Source organism: Bacillus cereus group sp. BfR-BA-01347, from assembly GCF_022663835.1.
Taxonomy (GTDB): Bacteria; Bacillota; Bacilli; order Bacillales; family Bacillaceae_G; genus Bacillus_A; species Bacillus_A thuringiensis_K.
On record NZ_JAKUGG010000001.1, the window covers coordinates 581,245 to 597,092 of the forward strand.

Here is a 15,848-nt window from a genome sequence, read left to right on the forward strand (position 1 = left end):
GGAAGGATTCTTCCTTTCTTTTTTTTTTTCAATTAATTGGTATGAATATATTGCGAACAGAATTCAAAGAATAGAAGTAATACTATATTTTACCCAATTTCTTTTGTTGTGAATGGGAAGTATTAAAGATGTAATAGCCCTGGTGGAATGAAAATTATGTTCCAGCAGGGCTATTATATGGTAAGAAATATATGATGAAAGGTTCCGAAATCAACATGTTAAAAAAAGAAAACTGTTGTTTAATTGCGCTTGCATCAGTTCCACTTGTCATGACATTAGGGAATTCAATGCTCATTCCAATCTTGCCGACAATTGAAAAGAAATTACATATTTCATCGTTTCAAGTATCCATGATTATTACAATTTACTCTATCGTAGCCATTTTACTTATACCGATTGCTGGTTATTTATCAGATAGATGGGGACGAAAGATGGTAATGGTTCCGAGTTTGCTGATTGCGGCTATAGGAGGAGCGATAACTGGTTGGGTATCTTGGAAAGTTGATAATCCCTACACTTGGATATTAATCGGTAGAGCGATTCAAGGTATTGGTGCTGCTGGTGCAATGCCGGTTGTTATACCGTGTGTTGGTGATTTATACAAAGACGAAAAACAAGTTAGTACAGGCTTGGGAATCATTGAGACATCCAATACATTTGGAAAAGTGCTGAGCCCTATTTTAGGATCTGCTCTTGCTGCCATTGTATGGTTCTTACCATTTTGGGCGATTCCAGTTTTATGTGTCATATCAATTGTTTTGTTACTTGTTCTAGTAAAGGCAAAGAAACAAGAAGGAGAAGTACCACCACTTAAAGAGTTTATAAAATCTATTCTGTCTACGTTTCGAGAAAAAGGAAGATGGTTAATTGCCATTTTTGCATTAGGTGCAATTATTATGCTTATTTTATTCGGAATTCTCTTTTATTTGTCGACTATACTGGAATCAAAGTATGACATTCATGGTATATGGAAAGGGTGTGTGCTTGCTATCCCGTTACTTGTACTGTCACTTAGTTCATATATGGCCGGTAAAAAAATTGGAGATAATCAAAATGTTATGAAGAAGTGTATTTATATTGGTTTTTTAATGGCAGCTGCATCAGTCATCATTCCTTTATTTATAAAAGGGATTTATTTACTACTTCTTTGTCTCGTTATTATGGGGATAGGAATTGGTATGGCACTCCCATGTTTAGATGCCCTCATTACACAAGGAATTGAAAAGGAGCAAAGGGGAACGGTTACGTCATTTTATAGTTCAATGCGATTTATCGGTGTAGCAGCTGGACCACCTTTATATTCTTTTTTCATGAAAGGGGCGGACCATGAAGTGTTTTATTTGACAAGTATTTTCGCTGCCATTGGTGCTGTCATAGCAATCATTTGGATTAAACCAGCAAAAGATGCAAAGAAGGTAAAACAGAAACCGGAACCTACTTCATAATTTGTAAGAGAATTGCATGATGTTTTTAGTAACATGCAATTCTCTTTCGTTCATTAAGAATAAATAACTTGTTTTAACATATAAAGCGCGACACCCCATATGATGAGACCAGAAAATTTATTTAATAATAAAATTGTCTTTCCGGTTGAGTCTATTCTTTTTAGAAATTTCCCCGCTAAAGCTAAGCTTATAAACCAAATCCAAGAAACGATAATAGTTGCAAGTGTGAAAGCCCATTTTTCACTTCCTATGTATTGAATAGAATTTGTTCCAATTACACCGATTGTGTCTAAAATAGCATGTGGATTTAATAACGAAACGGATGCTGCGAAAAGAATTTGCTTTTTTAAGGGCATACTTTTTTCTTGTTTTACATCGTTGGAAGGGTTACTTCTCCAAATAACAAAGCCCATGTATAGGAGAAAGAAAAATCCAATTATATATAACGAGTTAGTTAGCCAAGAAAAAGTAAGGAGTACAAGGGAGACACCTTGCACTGCAATCAATATGAGTAACGTATCACATATAGAGGCAGTTAATACTACGGGTGCTGCCCTCCAAATGTTTGGTTGGCTCGCACCTTGGTTGAAGACAAAAACATTTTGTACACCTAATGGAATGATAAGTCCAAATGCAAGAATGATACCATGAATAATTGCTTCACTCATCATATTACCTCCTATTTTAATTCATTATGATAGTGTATATTGTATAGAAGAAATGAAAATTTGTATCCATCCATATGGTTGGGGAGGTTACCAACCAAAAAGAATATAAGGTGATATAATGGAAAGATTCGTTTGGAAACCGAATATGTCTCTAGCGACTCCTCTGTATAAACAAATAGAAACGTATATAAAAGAAAGGATCGTTAATGGAGAATGGACCGTTGGAACGAAATTACCTTCACAAAGAGATTTGGCACATACATTTGGTGTGAATCGAAGCACAATTGTAATGGCTTTCGATGAACTAGTTGCAAAGGGATACATTGAAGGGAATGGCAGGAAAGGAACAATTGTTGTAAATAATAATGAGAATGCTTCACCTTACGCACCCCCGCCTAATTGGCAGTCTTATGTAGAAACAGGACTTCATTATCCGAATCTCCCAGCTATTCAGGAGATTAATCAAGCTGAATTTTATCCACATGTAATCCGATTAGGAACAGGTGAGCTCGCGCCAAGTCTCTTACCTGAGAAAAAGATGAAAGAAATTATGAATAAGCTTTTAAAGTCAAATGTGACGCTTGGGTATGAAGAGCCGAAAGGAAATCTGTATTTAAGGGAAAAGATTTCCGAATACTTACAGGGGCATGGTGTATATGTATCTCCTGCCTCTATATTAATTGTTTCAGGAGCGATTCAAGCGCTGCAACTTATTTCTATGGGTCTTCTTTCGAAAGGGGCATCAATCTTATTAGAGAAACCATCTTATTTATATTCACTTAATGTTTTTCAATCAGCAGGAGTACGTTTAATTGGAATCCCAATGGATGAGAGCGGCTTATATACATCATATATTGAGAAATATAAGAAGCAATTCAATGCCTCTATTTTATATACAATCCCGTCGTTTCATAATCCGACGAATTTTAGTATGAATACTAAGAAGCGAAAAGAAATAATGGAAGTATGTAATGAAATTGGATTACCTATTATAGAGGACGCAGTGTATCAAGACTTATGGTTTGATGCACCTTGTTCGAAACCTTTAAAAGCCTATGATAAAAATGGAATCGTACTACATATTGGAAGCATGTCCAAAGTGATTAGTCCAGGTTTAAGAATTGGATGGATTGTTGGACCTGAGCCAGTAATTCAAAGATTGTCAGACATAAAAATGCAAACAGATTATGGCTCAAGCACTATATCCCAGCAAATTGCAGCAGAGTGGTTTACAAATGGTCTATATGATCAGCATTTGCGATTTGTAAGAAGTGAATTGAAAAAACGAAGAGATTTTATGTTACTAATGTTAGATAAATATCTTCGTGAAATAGCAACTTGGCATGAGCCAACAGGTGGGTTTTATATATGGGTACATATAAAAGTACCCATTTCATATCGCAGTTTATTTGATAAAGCTCTGCAAGAAAAGGTTTTATTAAACCCAGGTACTTTATATGATAGAAGTGCAAATCAATTTTTGCGCCTATCGTATTCATACGCAACGTTAGAAGAAATTGAAATAGGTATAAAAAAACTTGCACAACTAATGAAAAAGTAAGAGGAGAAAGTAATGAAACAATATGTAATTTGCCAAATTATCAATGGAGAAAAATATTTAGCTGCTTATGCGGAGACGAAGGAGGAAGCAATTGAAAAAGCAGAATTGTTAGGATTACGAACGGGAAATCGATACACAGTTATTACTGCAGAGGAAGCAGAAGGGTTAACGTATCCTTAAACAACGTATAATAATGATGCAGAAAGTAAATAAGCCTAGTAATATATTATTACTAGGCTTATTTTTTTTTGAAAGCGTTACGTGTTCTCGTATGAAAAGCAATAGTATTATGAGTCAAGTTGACGGAAGTAACGATTTGATTTTCTATCCTGCTTTCCGTTTCTATAGTCATCAATATATTGTCTGAAGTTCCACGATTGTAAAAACTTATTTGCGGCATTATAACCAGAATTGTATAGCCACTCTTTTTCTTCCTTTGTTAAGTCGAAGTTTGTACTAGTAATAGCCCCTGTTGGAATTGTAATTGTTCTTGCTTTTGATTCCTTGTCTAAATGACGTAAATCATGAGCTTGCATCATTGTTTTAAATAGTCCTTTGAACATGGAAATAGGCTCGTTATAGTGAGCAGGATCAGCTTGAATCTCATCTTTTACAAAATGAAATCCGAAAGTCGGCCAGCGAGGAGCGGTAGGTGAATCGAAGATCCAAATTGGATAATTACTTAGAATTCCTCCATCAACCATATAACAAGGCTGCTTCCATTTTGGAGTTCTCCATTTTACGGGTTCAAAGAAGAAGGGGATTGTACTACTCATTCTTACCGCTTTAGCGATAGAGAAGCGATAATTTAAAAATCCGTAGTTTGGTAAGTCGTCAGGAAAGACAACCATTTTACCATTACTAATATCAGAGGCGATGATTTTGAGTTTGTTTAGATCCGGTAAATCAGTAAATAAATGAATACCTTTTTTTCGAAGCAATTCTTCAATCCATTCTTCTATAAATGCATTAGAGTATATACCTAGAGTAGTCCATGCACTTAGCCCCTTACCGATAAAAGGAATTCTATCAATAAAAGTTTTTTTCATAAATTTATTATAATCAATATCAGTTATAATCGTTTTTAACTCTGAACAAGAATATCCTGCCGCTACAAGTGCTGCAATAATCGAACCAGCCGATGTACCAGCTACACGTTCCCATTCATAACCTTTTTCGGCTAACGCGCAAATTGCCCCAACATGCGCAATACCGCGCACACCGCCTCCTTCAAAAACACCATCAATCTTCATTAAACATACTTCCTTTCAAATAAAAGATTTGGAAATGGCAAAAAAGCACGTATTGTACGTGCTTTTTTACAATGGTTTTTAAGTTTACTAGCAGCCTACAAAGCCGCCCCAACAGCTAGCTCCGATGATGATTAGAAGGATAAATAAAACGATTAATAAAGCGAAACCTCCGTAACCACAACCGCCGCCACCGTATCCGTAACCACAGCAACTATATCCGTAACCCATATGGAATTCCTCCTTATATTTAAAAATGAACGAGGGGAAAATGTACTGGAAGAATTAAAGAATTATCGTGTTTGTAGGAACAATGTATAGTATGCTTTTTTAAACTTGTTCGCGTACGAAGGATAAGCCCGTTTTTTGGAGGCTTGTTGATTTTGTAAAGAATGAAGTATAATCTTTGTACTATGATATAAATAAGTATGTAAATGTAAGGAGAATTTATGAATAAAAAAATTGAAGTATTAATTGATAAATATGAACTAACACACTTGAAAGAGGAACTTATTAATACTGTATTTCCTTGTATAAAAGTTGTGCCAAAGCAGCAGGAAACTGTTGCGATAGGTAGTTCGAAAATGGGAGGAGTTCCTGATTTACCAGCTTTATTTGAATATCCAAAGCATAAAGGAAATCCACTACAATTTATCGCGCAATTTAACTTAAGTGATTTACAAAACGTTGGTATGGATCACAATCTTCCTAAGACGGGGATGCTGTATTTCTTTTGCATCGAAAATTATTTTGAAGAAAATGTGAATCTAACAGAGGCTGGGCGTGTACTTTATTATGATGTTCCTGTAGAGCAATTACGAAGAGAAAATGAAGTACAAGCGAAATATAACCAGTGTGCAATTACTTTTGAACTGACATACAAATTACCAGAGCTTTTCATTGAAGATGAGGCTGATTCAGATCGTTTCTTACAATTACTTGAAGAGCTAATTCCGGATAACTACGATAACCATCAAATGTTTGGTGAGCCATTCTCTGTACAAGAGGAAGTGTTATATGAGACAGGAGAATATATGGGAGTAGACCCACAGCAAATGACTCTTTTATTCCAAATTGATTCAGATCATAAAAATTGTAATATGGTTTGGGGAGAACTAGGGATGCTATATTTCTGTATTAGTAATGAAGATTTGAAAAATCAACGTTTTGAAAATACATGCTGCGTATTACAAACTTGCTAATGAAAAAAGGTTGTTCTTTTAAAAAGAACAAGCTTTTTATGTGAATTAATTAATATGCATAATCTCATATGACCTATACGAAAAAGTATTGTATACTCTGAAACTATACGATACTTTTTCGTATAGTTATAGAATGTAAGGAGTGACAAGATGGGAAAGACAAGTAAGTATGTGACAGCTGCCGCACTTTGTTCAACTATAGTAATGGGAGGCTTACAAGCGTCATCTGTATCTTATGCAGCTACAAATCCGACTACAGTGACAGCACAATCAGATGTAAAGTTATTAGATGATTTCAGAAAAGAATTAAAAAAACAGATTGATAATCGAGAAGAAAATATTACAATCACATATAAAACAAAAGATAGAAATGCTAGAAATATTATGGATCAATTGTATGGTGAGTTTAATAAAATTGTAGATGCTGATGAGTATGTAAAATATAATGTAGCGTCTACTAGATATTCTATTAAAGGAATGCCAGGGGACTATACGTTTACACTGCAAGTAAAATACCGTGAATCAAAAGAACAAACTCAATATGTAAAAGCTCAGGCGAAATCAATTGTTGGATCAATTGTAAAACCAGGGATGGATGAGCATGAGAAAGTAAAAGCTATTCACGATTACGTTGTTAAGCATGTGTCTTATGATACGTCTTATCAAGCGTATACAGCATATGAAGCATTAGCGAATCGTTCTGCCGTTTGCCAAGGATATACATTATTAACGTATGAGTTGTTAAAAGAGGCAGGTATTCAAAATCATATTGTAACAGGCACAGGAAACGGACAAGCTCACGCGTGGAATTTAGTGAACATTGAAAACAAATGGTATCACCTAGATACTACATTTGATGATCCAGTACCAGATAAAGCAGGGCGTGTAACTTACTCATATTTTAACATGTCTGACGAACAGTTAAGTAAAGATCACGACTGGGATCGTAGTAAATATCCAGTAGCAACTACAAGTTATTTTGGTGAATTAACAAATAAAATAAAAGCTGGTAGCTCAAAAACTGTCGTATATGAGCAAATGTTAAAAGAAACAAATTTACAATACTTATCTGCAGAATACGGAGCAGAAAATTATAATGAATTTAAGAAAAAGTTACAGCAACAGTTTGCAGCCAAACCAGAAAAAGTAGAAGTACGATATAAGCAGTCCATGGATGGAACGATGCAAGATATAAAGAAAGTATTAAATGAAATAAATTGGCCAAAAGGTGCAAAGCGTGTGTCTTATCAAGTAGCACCTTATAGTGCATTAGCGGGTTATTCATTAGCGACAATTACATTTACGTATTAAGCAATGAGAAAGAGCATCTGTAAAAGATGCTCTTTTTATATTTGTTGATCACTTTAAAATATTGAGAATTATGTGATAAAATAAAAAGGAGAGGATGTGAATGCGGAATGAACTTGTTTGAAAGTAATATATTTACATTGATATATACTTGTTTAGTAATCGGACTTATCGTTTTGTTTTTCATATCATTTACTTTGTTTATTAGAAGAGTATTACAAAGCAGTGCTGCAAAGAAACACCACGTGATTAATATGAACCAGAAGCTAGATCGAATTATTGAATTGCTTGAAAAAGATAAGAAATAGCGATAGAAGAAGTATGAAAAGGGGAAAGAGAATGGCCAATTATATAAAAGAATTACGTGAAAAAGTAGGACATGATTATGTTTTCTTAAACTTTGCCGGTGGTTGTGTATTTAATAAAGAAGGAGAAGTATTACTGCAAAAAAGAGGAGACTTTAACGCTTGGGGATTTCCAGGTGGCGCAATGGAGATAGGGGAATCAGCTGCGGAAACTGCAATCCGAGAAATAAAAGAAGAAACCGGGTATGATGTAGAAATAAATGAGCTTATTGGAGTGTATACAAAATATTTTCAATCATATCCAAATGGAGACAAGGCCCAGTCAATTGTGATGTTCTTTTCATTCTCAATAGTTGGAGGTGACAAAAAAGTAGATGGTGATGAAACGTTGGATTTGAAGTTTTTCCCGTTAGACGACATGCCACCGTTATTTTGTAAACAACATGAAGATTGCCTGCAAGATTTATTGGAGAAAAGAGTAGGGGTATATCGTTAACATATAAAAAAGAAGCTAAATGAAGATTAGCTTCTTTTTGATGTTTAATTTATTTCCACCAATCATCAAACATTGACGCTGGTACTTGTCTTTTATGCTCACTCACTGTGTAACGTTTTTCAATTTTCTCTGCAACGTCAGCTGGAACTGCTTTACCTTCTAAATAATCATCTAATTGATCATAAGTAATACCTAACTCTGTTTCATCAGCTTGACCTGGTTTTTCATCTAATAAATCAGCTGTTGGCATTTTTAAGTACAGTCGCTCGTCTGCACCTAACTCTTGTAATAATGCACGTCCTTGGCGCTTCGTTAATCCCGTTAATGGTAATAAATCTGCACCACCATCTCCGAATTTTGTAAAGAACCCTGTTACAGCTTCTGCAGCGTGATCTGTTCCGATAACAAGTAGCCCTTTTTGTCCACCAATTGCATATTGAGTAACCATACGGATACGTGCTTTCACGTTACCCTTATTGAAATCTGTTAATGATTCACCCAATAAGTTTTCATATTGATTTGAAAAAGCATCAACAGTTGAAGCAATATCAAATGCAACAGATTGATCTGCTTGAATGAATTGTAATGCTAATTGTGCATCATCTTCATCTTTTTGTACTTTATAAGGAAGACGCACGGCGATAAACGTTGCATTACCACCTTCGTTACGAATTTCTTCAACTGCAAGTTGTGCTAAGCGTCCTGCTAATGTAGAGTCTTGTCCGCCGCTAATACCAAGTACAAATCCTTTTGCACCTGTTTTTTTTACATAATCCTTTAAGAAATCAACTCGTTTACGAATTTCAATTTTTGGATCAATTACAGGCTGAACATGTAATGCTTTCATAATCTGTTCTTGTAATGTCATTATGTTTCCTCCTATTCATATTAAAGCGGTAATTAAGTTTATATGTATAATGGTACATACTTCTATCCTTTATTATTTCGCAAAATTAACGAATATACAATAGGATGTGTGTATGAATATGAATGTAGTCATTATAAATAAAGTACTACGTATAAGCAATTTTTTTAAACCTTTCAAAAATGTAAGGTTTTTGTCATTTGAATCGATGGAAGGTATTTCCGCACTTTACTAATATAAAAACATAGATAGTAGAAGGGCGGAGAAGTAATATGAACATTAGAGAACTAGCATATCGGAATGTAACCCGAAATAGACGGACATACTCAGCCTATTTTTTGAGTAGTGCATTTGCAATTATGGCCTTTTTTGTGTATTCATTTTTTGCGTTTCATCCGGCATTAAGTGCAGGAGAATTAGGTCAGTACGTATTCGTAAGTATGTCTTTTGCACAGTCTATTATTTACTTATTTACATTCTTCTTTATTTTATATTCGATGGGAATGTTTTTAAAAACGAGAAAGCATGAACTAGGAATTTTAATGATGCTAGGTATGACGAAATATCAATTAAAGCGTCTGATCTTTTTTGAAAATATTATGATTGGAATAGGGGCAATTATTTTTGGTATTCTTTCAGGTATGTTATTTTCAGGGGTATTACTATTTGTCGCCCCGATGATATTAAAACTAGATATCTCCTTATCTTATTACATACCGATGAAAGCAATTGTTGTAACAAGTATTATGTTTTTCATATTATTTATGATCATATCATTGTTTAGTGCAGGAATGATTCGTAAAAATAAAATTATGAAGTTGTTTAGAGGGTCAGCAGAGGCAAAACCGGAACCGAAAGCATCAATCATTTCTTCCATATTAGCAGTAGTATTGCTTAGTGCTGGCTATGTAGGAGCTCTTCTATCGCATGGCGCAATGGTATTTATTATGATGATTCCTGTTACAACGGTAGTTATTATTGGGACGTATTTGTTGTACAAGCAGCTGAGTGTCTTTATTATTCGATTATGTAAAAAAAGTAAACGTTTCTATTGGACACAGACTAATATTATTACGTTATCAGATTTAGCGTATCGCATGAGAGATAACGCAAGAATGTTCTTTATTGTAACCATTATTTCTACTGTAGCATTTTCCGCAATAGGGACATTAGTTGGCTTCGCATCCATGACGAAAGGGATAATGGAGAGACCGATTTCGTTTCATTACCATTCTAAGCAAGGGAATAGTAACGAATCACAGCATATACAAATGATTGACAAAGGATTAAAGAAACATAGTATAGCAGCTTCAAAAACTAATATTTCGACAAAGAAAACGGAGGAACAGTCGTTAAGAAGCGCCATTTTTATAAAAGAATCAGACTATAAGAAATATGCAAAGTTAACAGAAGAACCATTTAATACTGTAGCAAATAAAGAAGTTGTATTTTTGTCAGCTAATATACCAGGGCCAACGATGAAAGAAAGAAAAGAAATTACTTTACCTAATATGAATGAAAATTTAAAAGTGAAAAAAGTTACTTCATCTTCATTGGGGAAAATATTAAGAGGAAATGTTTATGTAATCTCTAATAATCAATATGATTCATTACAAGATGGGTTTATAGAGACAAAAGATTATATGTATAAAACTGAAAGAACGAAAGATGAGATTGAAATTGGTAAAGAGCTTACGCATCAAATTAAACCGTATCAAGAATATTCAACGTTTAGTGCGGAAGAGTACGAGCAAAACCAAAGTTTACAAATTGCAGGACCGATTTTATTTGTAGGTTTCTTTATTGGTATAGTATTTTTCGTTTGCGCAGGAAGTTTCCTTTACTTCCGTTTATTCTCCGATTTGGAGGATGATGTTCGTTTGTTCGAAATGATTCGTAAAGTTGGATTGACAAGTAGGGAATTATCGAAGGTAGTTACAATTCGATTGGCGCTTTTATTCTTCGTTCCAATTGGTGTTGCAACATTACATGGAGCAGTAGCCTTAACGGCGTTAGGGCAAATGTTTGAGTACTCATTGTTTAAAGAAAATACAGTTGTATTAAGTGTTTTCATAGGTATTCAAGTTGTATACTTCTTACTTATAAGATCCCGTTATGTAAAACAATTGAAAGAGAGATTACGTATGCATTAAATGTGTTTTTTAACTCGAGTACAAAATTTTCTAAAAAGAGGCAAGTATTGTCAAAAAGTGATAAAATGGAAAAAGCGAGGCGAAAAAATTAATAGAGAGTAAGGGGGGAGAAATATGAAAGCAACAGGAGTTATTCGAAAAGTAGACGAATTAGGACGAATTGTTATCCCTAAAGAATTACGCGATGTATTGGGAATACAAATTAAATCACCGCTTGAAATTTTTGTAGAAGCAGATAAAATCATTTTACAAAAATATCAACCTTACAATGCTTGCCAAATCACAGGTGATGTTTCAGGGCAGAATATTACATTAGCAAATGGAAATATTACAGTTGGGATAGAGGGAGCGGAATATTTAGTAAAAGAAATAGAAAAGTTTTTAAACAAGAGTGAGGTTTAGTCTTAATTTATATTATTTTTCAAATACATATCATTCTTTTAAAAGACTGTAAGAGGACCATTAATTGGTCCTCTTATTTTGGTTATTAGTTGAACGACCCGGGTTGTTACTTCCTACAAATCATAGGGAAAATAAAAAAGTATTATAGAGGTAGTAAATGATGTTGAGAAATATTTGAAAAGAAGGAAAACAAAAAGAATAAAACGAATGTTACATTTACACGTATTCAAAAGTGGTCTGAAATGAAAATAATACATTTTCAGGAGGGATTACGATGAGTAGTACAGTGAATAAACAAAAAGGTATACAATTGATTCCGTTTACCGTAAATAAGGTGGTAGAACAAGTAAATGAAATTCCACCAGGTGTACAACTGATTCACGCTCCGCAAGTATGGGAAAAGAGTGTGAAGGGGCAAGATGTAGTCGTTGCCGTATTAGATACAGGGTGTGATACTAATCATATAGATTTAAAGGATCGTATTATCGGCGGAAGAAATTTCACAAAAGATTATGAAGCTGATCCAAATGTGTATCTTGATAATAACGGACATGGTACTCATGTTGCGGGAACGATTGCCGCGACTGAAAATGGTGTCGGTGTATTAGGAGTTGCACCACTTGCTAAAATGTTAGTATTAAAAGTTTTAGCGGGAGATGGTTCTGGAAGTTATGAGCAAATTATTGAGGCAATTCATTATGCTGTAAATTGGAGAGGGCCGAATCAAGAGAAAGTGAGAATTATTTCAATGTCACTTGGTGGTCCGCAAGATGTTCCAGAATTACATGAAGCAATTCAAAATGCGGTAAAGCAAGATGTTCTCGTTGTATGTGCTGCTGGAAATAATGGAGATTGCGATGATGAAACAGAGGAACTAGACTTTCCGGGTGCGTACTCCGAGGTAATTGAAGTTGGTGCTGTTAATTTAGAGCGGAAGATTGCATGTTTTAGTAATTCAAATCAAGAAATTGATCTAGTAGCGCCAGGTGATGAAATATTATCTACGTATCCAGAAGGAAAATATGCTGTGTTAAGTGGAACTTCCATGGCGACGCCGCATGTTGCTGGAGCGCTCGCCTTGCTCATTAAACAGTGTGAGAAAGAATACGGTCGAAAGTTATCGGAGCCGGAAATATATGCACAACTCATTAAAAGAACTGTACCTTTAGGGTACGAACGTACATCTGAAGGGAATGGATTAATAGATTTATTAAAAGAATAGCCATATTAAAAAAACATCTCATATGAATATGAGATGTTTTTTTAATATGGCTCTGTCGCATGTAATACAACTTGTAATAAACCTGGGAATCTAGCATTTAAATCTTCTTCACGAATTGAAATGAAACGTTGTGTTCCTTCAAGGCGCGTGTACATAACACCTGACTCACGTAAAACTTTGAAATGGTGAGATAAAGTTGATTTTGCAACAGGGATGTTTAAAGCACCACAAGATTGTTCATTTTTCTCTAGTAACATATTTACAATTTGTAAACGAATTTGATCGCTAAGTGCATATAAGACAGAAGAAAATTGAATTTCTTCTCGATTTGGATGATAGAGTGTACGCATATTTCACCTACTTGTATAAGTTAAGATATTTGCACTATAACATATAAAATGGTATATTTCTATTGTTCGAATATATTCGAATAATAGAAATATAGGGGGAGAAAAAATGAAGTATACAAAATTGCAAAAGGCAGGATTAAATATTTCAAAGTTGGGTTTAGGTACAAATGCAGTAGGGGGACATAATTTATATGCTGATGTGAATGAAGAAGAAGGAAAGCGATTAGTAGAAGAAGCTATTCAGCAAGGGATTACATTTTTTGATACAGCAGATTCATATGGTTTCGGTAGATCAGAGGAATTAGTAGGAGAAGTATTAAAGGGAAAACGTCATGAGTTTATACTTGCTACAAAAGGTGGAATTCAACCGTTGTTAAATGGAGAAACTTATATTAACAATGAACCAAGTTATTTAAGGAATGCTGTGGAAAATAGCTTAAGAAGATTACAGACTGATTATATTGATTTATATTATTTACACTTTACAAATTCTGAAACAAGTTACATAGATTCAATCGGAGAGCTTACTCATTTAAAAGAAGAAGGGAAAATTCGTTCAATTGGAATATCGAACGTAAACATAGAACAATTAAAAGAGGCGAATCAACATGGTCATATAGATGTTGTACAATCTCCATACAATATGTTAGAACGTACAGTTGAGGAAGAACTGTTGCCGTATTGTATAGAAGCGGGTATTTCATTTATTCCATATGGGCCTCTTGCTTTTGGAATATTAGGCGGAAAATATACAGAAGATTTTAAATTGAACGAAGTCGATTGGCGCCAAAATGTAAATCTATTTGAAGAAAATACATATAAGAGTAATTTTAAGAAAGTGGAAAAGTTAAAAGGGCTAGCTAAAGAAAATGATATTGAAGTGTCTCATTTAGCGTTAGCATGGTTATTAAATAAAGAAGGAATTGATACTGTTATACCTGGTGGAAAGCGGGCAGAGCAGGTAAGAGAAAGTGTGAAAGCGGTAGACGTTGTATTGAATGAAAGAGTCATGAAAGAAATCCAATCTATTTTAGAAGATTAGTGAAACAGAGGGAGAGTACCCTCTGTTTATATAAGGAGAAGGTCTAAATGAACAGAGCACTAGCTGTATTTTTCACAATAATGTTTATGATCGGTACAGATATTTTCTTAATTTCACCACTGTTGCCGACATTACAACAGGTGTATCATGTTTCAATTGAGTTGTCAGGATGGATGGTGAGTTCCTATGCTTTAGGGTATGCTGGATTTGCACTTATCGCTGGTCCTATATCAGATGGATTAAACAGAAAAAAAGTGATGGTACTAGGTATGAGTTTTTTTGCAATAAGTACGTTTTTGTGTGGAATTGCACCGAGTTTTTTATGGATGCTAACATTTAGATTTTTAGCAGGTGTAAGTGCAGCTTTTGTATCTCCACAAGTGTGGGCATCCATTCCGCTCCTTATAGAGAAAAAGCAAATTGTGAAAGCAATTGGGATTGCAACAGCAGGGTTATCAATCTCTCAAATTTTAGGGCTGCCACTGGGAGCTTATTTAGCAACGATATATTATACAATGCCATTCTATTCCATTGGTATATTATCAGCACTACTTGTCATTCTTATTTATGTTGTATTACCAGAAATCCAGTCGGTTCATATAGGTGGAAATAAAAAAGCGATTTTACAGCGTTATAAACAATTACTTACAGATTCAAAGGTTTCACTTTCTTATTTTGCATACTTTGTTTTTCAAACCGGAAATTTTGCTGCATTTTCATTTTTTGGTGTATGGCTTTCCATTCAATTTGGCTTACAAGTTCATGAAGTAGGTACAGCTATGCTCGTATTAGGATTAGGAAATTTAACTGGTAATATTTTTGGTCCTAGAATCGTAATTAAAATTGGTTATAACCTTTCTTTCTATGGTGGAATTATATTTACAGCAGTGCTATATGTATTACTTCCTCATGTAAAGAACATTGTATTGGTGGAGTTATTGTTCTTTGCTTTGTTTTTTGTGACAGGAATTTTGTTTGTATTAATGATGAGGCACTTACAAAACATGTCTAGTGTAGCAAGAGGAACAGGAGCCGCACTTGCAAATGCTTCTATGTATATTGGGCAAATGATTGGTGCGGCAATAGCAGGAATGTTATTTGCAGTATCTCACAATTTTATACTTATAGGTAGTTTTACTGCGTTACTATATATAGGAGCTTTATTTTTGTTTAGAAAAAGTGAAAAACTTACTGAAAATAGTGAAACAGGAATTGCATCATAAAGCTTGTATAAATATTTCGCAAATCAGAATTAATAAGAGTGTGAATACATGAATGTGCTTTTAATTAAAGTGGTTACTAAAAGTATAGAAATAGTAGAAGAAATGTATTGTAACAAAGTTATGAGGAATCAAAAAATAAAAATCCCTATAAAGATAGGGATTTATATATCGGCATATAGTTCCTTGGAAAAGGATATACTTAGTTTAACATATCGGACTACTTATATTTGTGAAATAGATGTGAAAGTAATGTGAAAAATGCCGAAGGAAAAAACTATTTAAATAGAGGGCAATTTAGATGGGGATATGGATTTTACATAAATGTTGTGTTATATTTCTACTTATCTGTTAATAAT

Annotated in this window: 18 protein-coding genes; 13 read left to right on the plus strand and 5 right to left on the minus strand. The window is 34.2% G+C overall.

The features are described from left to right. Nucleotides 1–215: 215 nt before the first annotated feature. Nucleotides 216–1,445, plus strand: coding sequence for a bacillibactin exporter BcbE (locus tag MR143_RS02880; protein WP_002181649.1), 1,230 nt, complete (start codon nt 216–218; stop codon nt 1,443–1,445). Nucleotides 1,446–1,498: 53 nt separating this feature from the next. Here MR143_RS02880 and MR143_RS02885 read toward each other — a convergent pair whose 3' ends face one another. Continuing rightward, nucleotides 1,499–2,113: a LysE/ArgO family amino acid transporter gene (locus MR143_RS02885; protein ID WP_001287300.1), complete on the minus strand. Its 615-nt coding sequence runs from the start codon at nt 2,111–2,113 to the stop codon at nt 1,499–1,501. Between the two features lie 118 nt (nt 2,114–2,231). Between MR143_RS02885 and MR143_RS02890 the strand changes: the two genes are divergently transcribed. Together MR143_RS02890 and MR143_RS02895 are read left to right on the plus strand one after the other, a co-directional pair. Then, the gene (locus tag MR143_RS02890; protein WP_000439408.1) at nt 2,232–3,674 is read left to right on the plus strand and encodes an aminotransferase-like domain-containing protein; all 1,443 of its coding nucleotides are present in this window, start codon (nt 2,232–2,234) and stop codon (nt 3,672–3,674) included. A 12-nt stretch (nt 3,675–3,686) separates the two neighbouring features. Next, nucleotides 3,687–3,854: a DUF3933 family protein gene (locus MR143_RS02895; protein ID WP_000816377.1), complete on the plus strand. Its 168-nt coding sequence runs from the start codon at nt 3,687–3,689 to the stop codon at nt 3,852–3,854. A 107-nt stretch (nt 3,855–3,961) separates the two neighbouring features. Here the strand turns inward: MR143_RS02895 and MR143_RS02900 are convergent, their stop codons facing one another. Beyond that, on the minus strand, nt 3,962–4,927 hold the full coding sequence (locus MR143_RS02900; RefSeq protein ID WP_000686821.1) for a patatin-like phospholipase family protein: 966 nt from the start codon (nt 4,925–4,927) through the stop codon (nt 3,962–3,964). An 87-nt stretch (nt 4,928–5,014) separates the two neighbouring features. Then, on the minus strand, nt 5,015–5,155 hold the full coding sequence (locus MR143_RS02905; RefSeq protein ID WP_000540419.1) for a YjcZ family sporulation protein: 141 nt from the start codon (nt 5,153–5,155) through the stop codon (nt 5,015–5,017). A 218-nt stretch (nt 5,156–5,373) separates the two neighbouring features. Between MR143_RS02905 and MR143_RS02910 the strand changes: the two genes are divergently transcribed. From MR143_RS02910 to MR143_RS02925, 4 genes are all read left to right on the plus strand, one after another. Then, complete coding sequence (locus tag MR143_RS02910) at nt 5,374–6,126, plus strand: YwqG family protein (RefSeq protein WP_001034839.1); 753 nt, start codon at nt 5,374–5,376, stop codon at nt 6,124–6,126. A gap of 150 nt (nt 6,127–6,276) precedes the next feature. Further along, nucleotides 6,277–7,437 (plus strand): transglutaminase domain-containing protein, encoded by a 1,161-nt coding sequence (locus MR143_RS02915; protein WP_000520863.1) that lies wholly within the window; start codon nt 6,277–6,279, stop codon nt 7,435–7,437. 107 nt (nt 7,438–7,544) lie between these two features. Beyond that, the gene (locus MR143_RS02920; RefSeq protein ID WP_001048102.1) at nt 7,545–7,742 is read left to right on the plus strand and encodes a DUF4083 domain-containing protein; all 198 of its coding nucleotides are present in this window, start codon (nt 7,545–7,547) and stop codon (nt 7,740–7,742) included. Between the two features lie 31 nt (nt 7,743–7,773). After that, nucleotides 7,774–8,235 carry an NUDIX hydrolase gene (locus tag MR143_RS02925; RefSeq protein WP_000024999.1) on the plus strand — a complete coding sequence of 154 codons (462 nt, stop codon included), beginning with the start codon at nt 7,774–7,776 and terminating at the stop codon, nt 8,233–8,235. 49 nt (nt 8,236–8,284) lie between these two features. Here MR143_RS02925 and nadE read toward each other — a convergent pair whose 3' ends face one another. Continuing rightward, a complete protein-coding gene (gene nadE, locus MR143_RS02930; protein ID WP_000174891.1) occupies nt 8,285–9,103 on the minus strand; it encodes an ammonia-dependent NAD(+) synthetase in 819 nt (272 codons plus the stop codon). A gap of 269 nt (nt 9,104–9,372) precedes the next feature. Between nadE and MR143_RS02935 the strand changes: the two genes are divergently transcribed. From MR143_RS02935 to MR143_RS02945, 3 genes are all read left to right on the plus strand, one after another. Next, nucleotides 9,373–11,253 carry an FtsX-like permease family protein gene (locus MR143_RS02935; protein WP_001025970.1) on the plus strand — a complete coding sequence of 627 codons (1,881 nt, stop codon included), beginning with the start codon at nt 9,373–9,375 and terminating at the stop codon, nt 11,251–11,253. Between the two features lie 114 nt (nt 11,254–11,367). Beyond that, nucleotides 11,368–11,655, plus strand: coding sequence for an AbrB/MazE/SpoVT family DNA-binding domain-containing protein (locus MR143_RS02940; RefSeq protein ID WP_000648325.1), 288 nt, complete (start codon nt 11,368–11,370; stop codon nt 11,653–11,655). Nucleotides 11,656–11,929: 274 nt separating this feature from the next. Further along, nucleotides 11,930–12,877 carry a serine protease gene (locus MR143_RS02945; protein WP_000099756.1) on the plus strand — a complete coding sequence of 316 codons (948 nt, stop codon included), beginning with the start codon at nt 11,930–11,932 and terminating at the stop codon, nt 12,875–12,877. Nucleotides 12,878–12,918: 41 nt separating this feature from the next. Here the strand turns inward: MR143_RS02945 and MR143_RS02950 are convergent, their stop codons facing one another. Beyond that, nucleotides 12,919–13,227: an ArsR/SmtB family transcription factor gene (locus tag MR143_RS02950; protein ID WP_001259906.1), complete on the minus strand. Its 309-nt coding sequence runs from the start codon at nt 13,225–13,227 to the stop codon at nt 12,919–12,921. A gap of 106 nt (nt 13,228–13,333) precedes the next feature. On the opposite strand from MR143_RS02950, the gene MR143_RS02955 reads away from it, so the two are divergent. The 3 genes from MR143_RS02955 to MR143_RS02965 are packed head-to-tail and all read left to right on the plus strand — an operon-like array spanning nt 13,334 to nt 15,747. Next, on the plus strand, nt 13,334–14,269 hold the full coding sequence (locus tag MR143_RS02955; protein ID WP_000877962.1) for an aldo/keto reductase: 936 nt from the start codon (nt 13,334–13,336) through the stop codon (nt 14,267–14,269). A 47-nt stretch (nt 14,270–14,316) separates the two neighbouring features. Then, nucleotides 14,317–15,492, plus strand: coding sequence for an MFS transporter (locus tag MR143_RS02960; RefSeq protein WP_001077917.1), 1,176 nt, complete (start codon nt 14,317–14,319; stop codon nt 15,490–15,492). Nucleotides 15,493–15,540: 48 nt separating this feature from the next. Further along, entirely contained in the window at nt 15,541–15,747 is a 207-nt protein-coding gene (locus MR143_RS02965; RefSeq protein ID WP_001101743.1) for a hypothetical protein, read from the plus strand. The last annotated feature ends 101 nt before the right edge of the window (nt 15,748–15,848 follow it).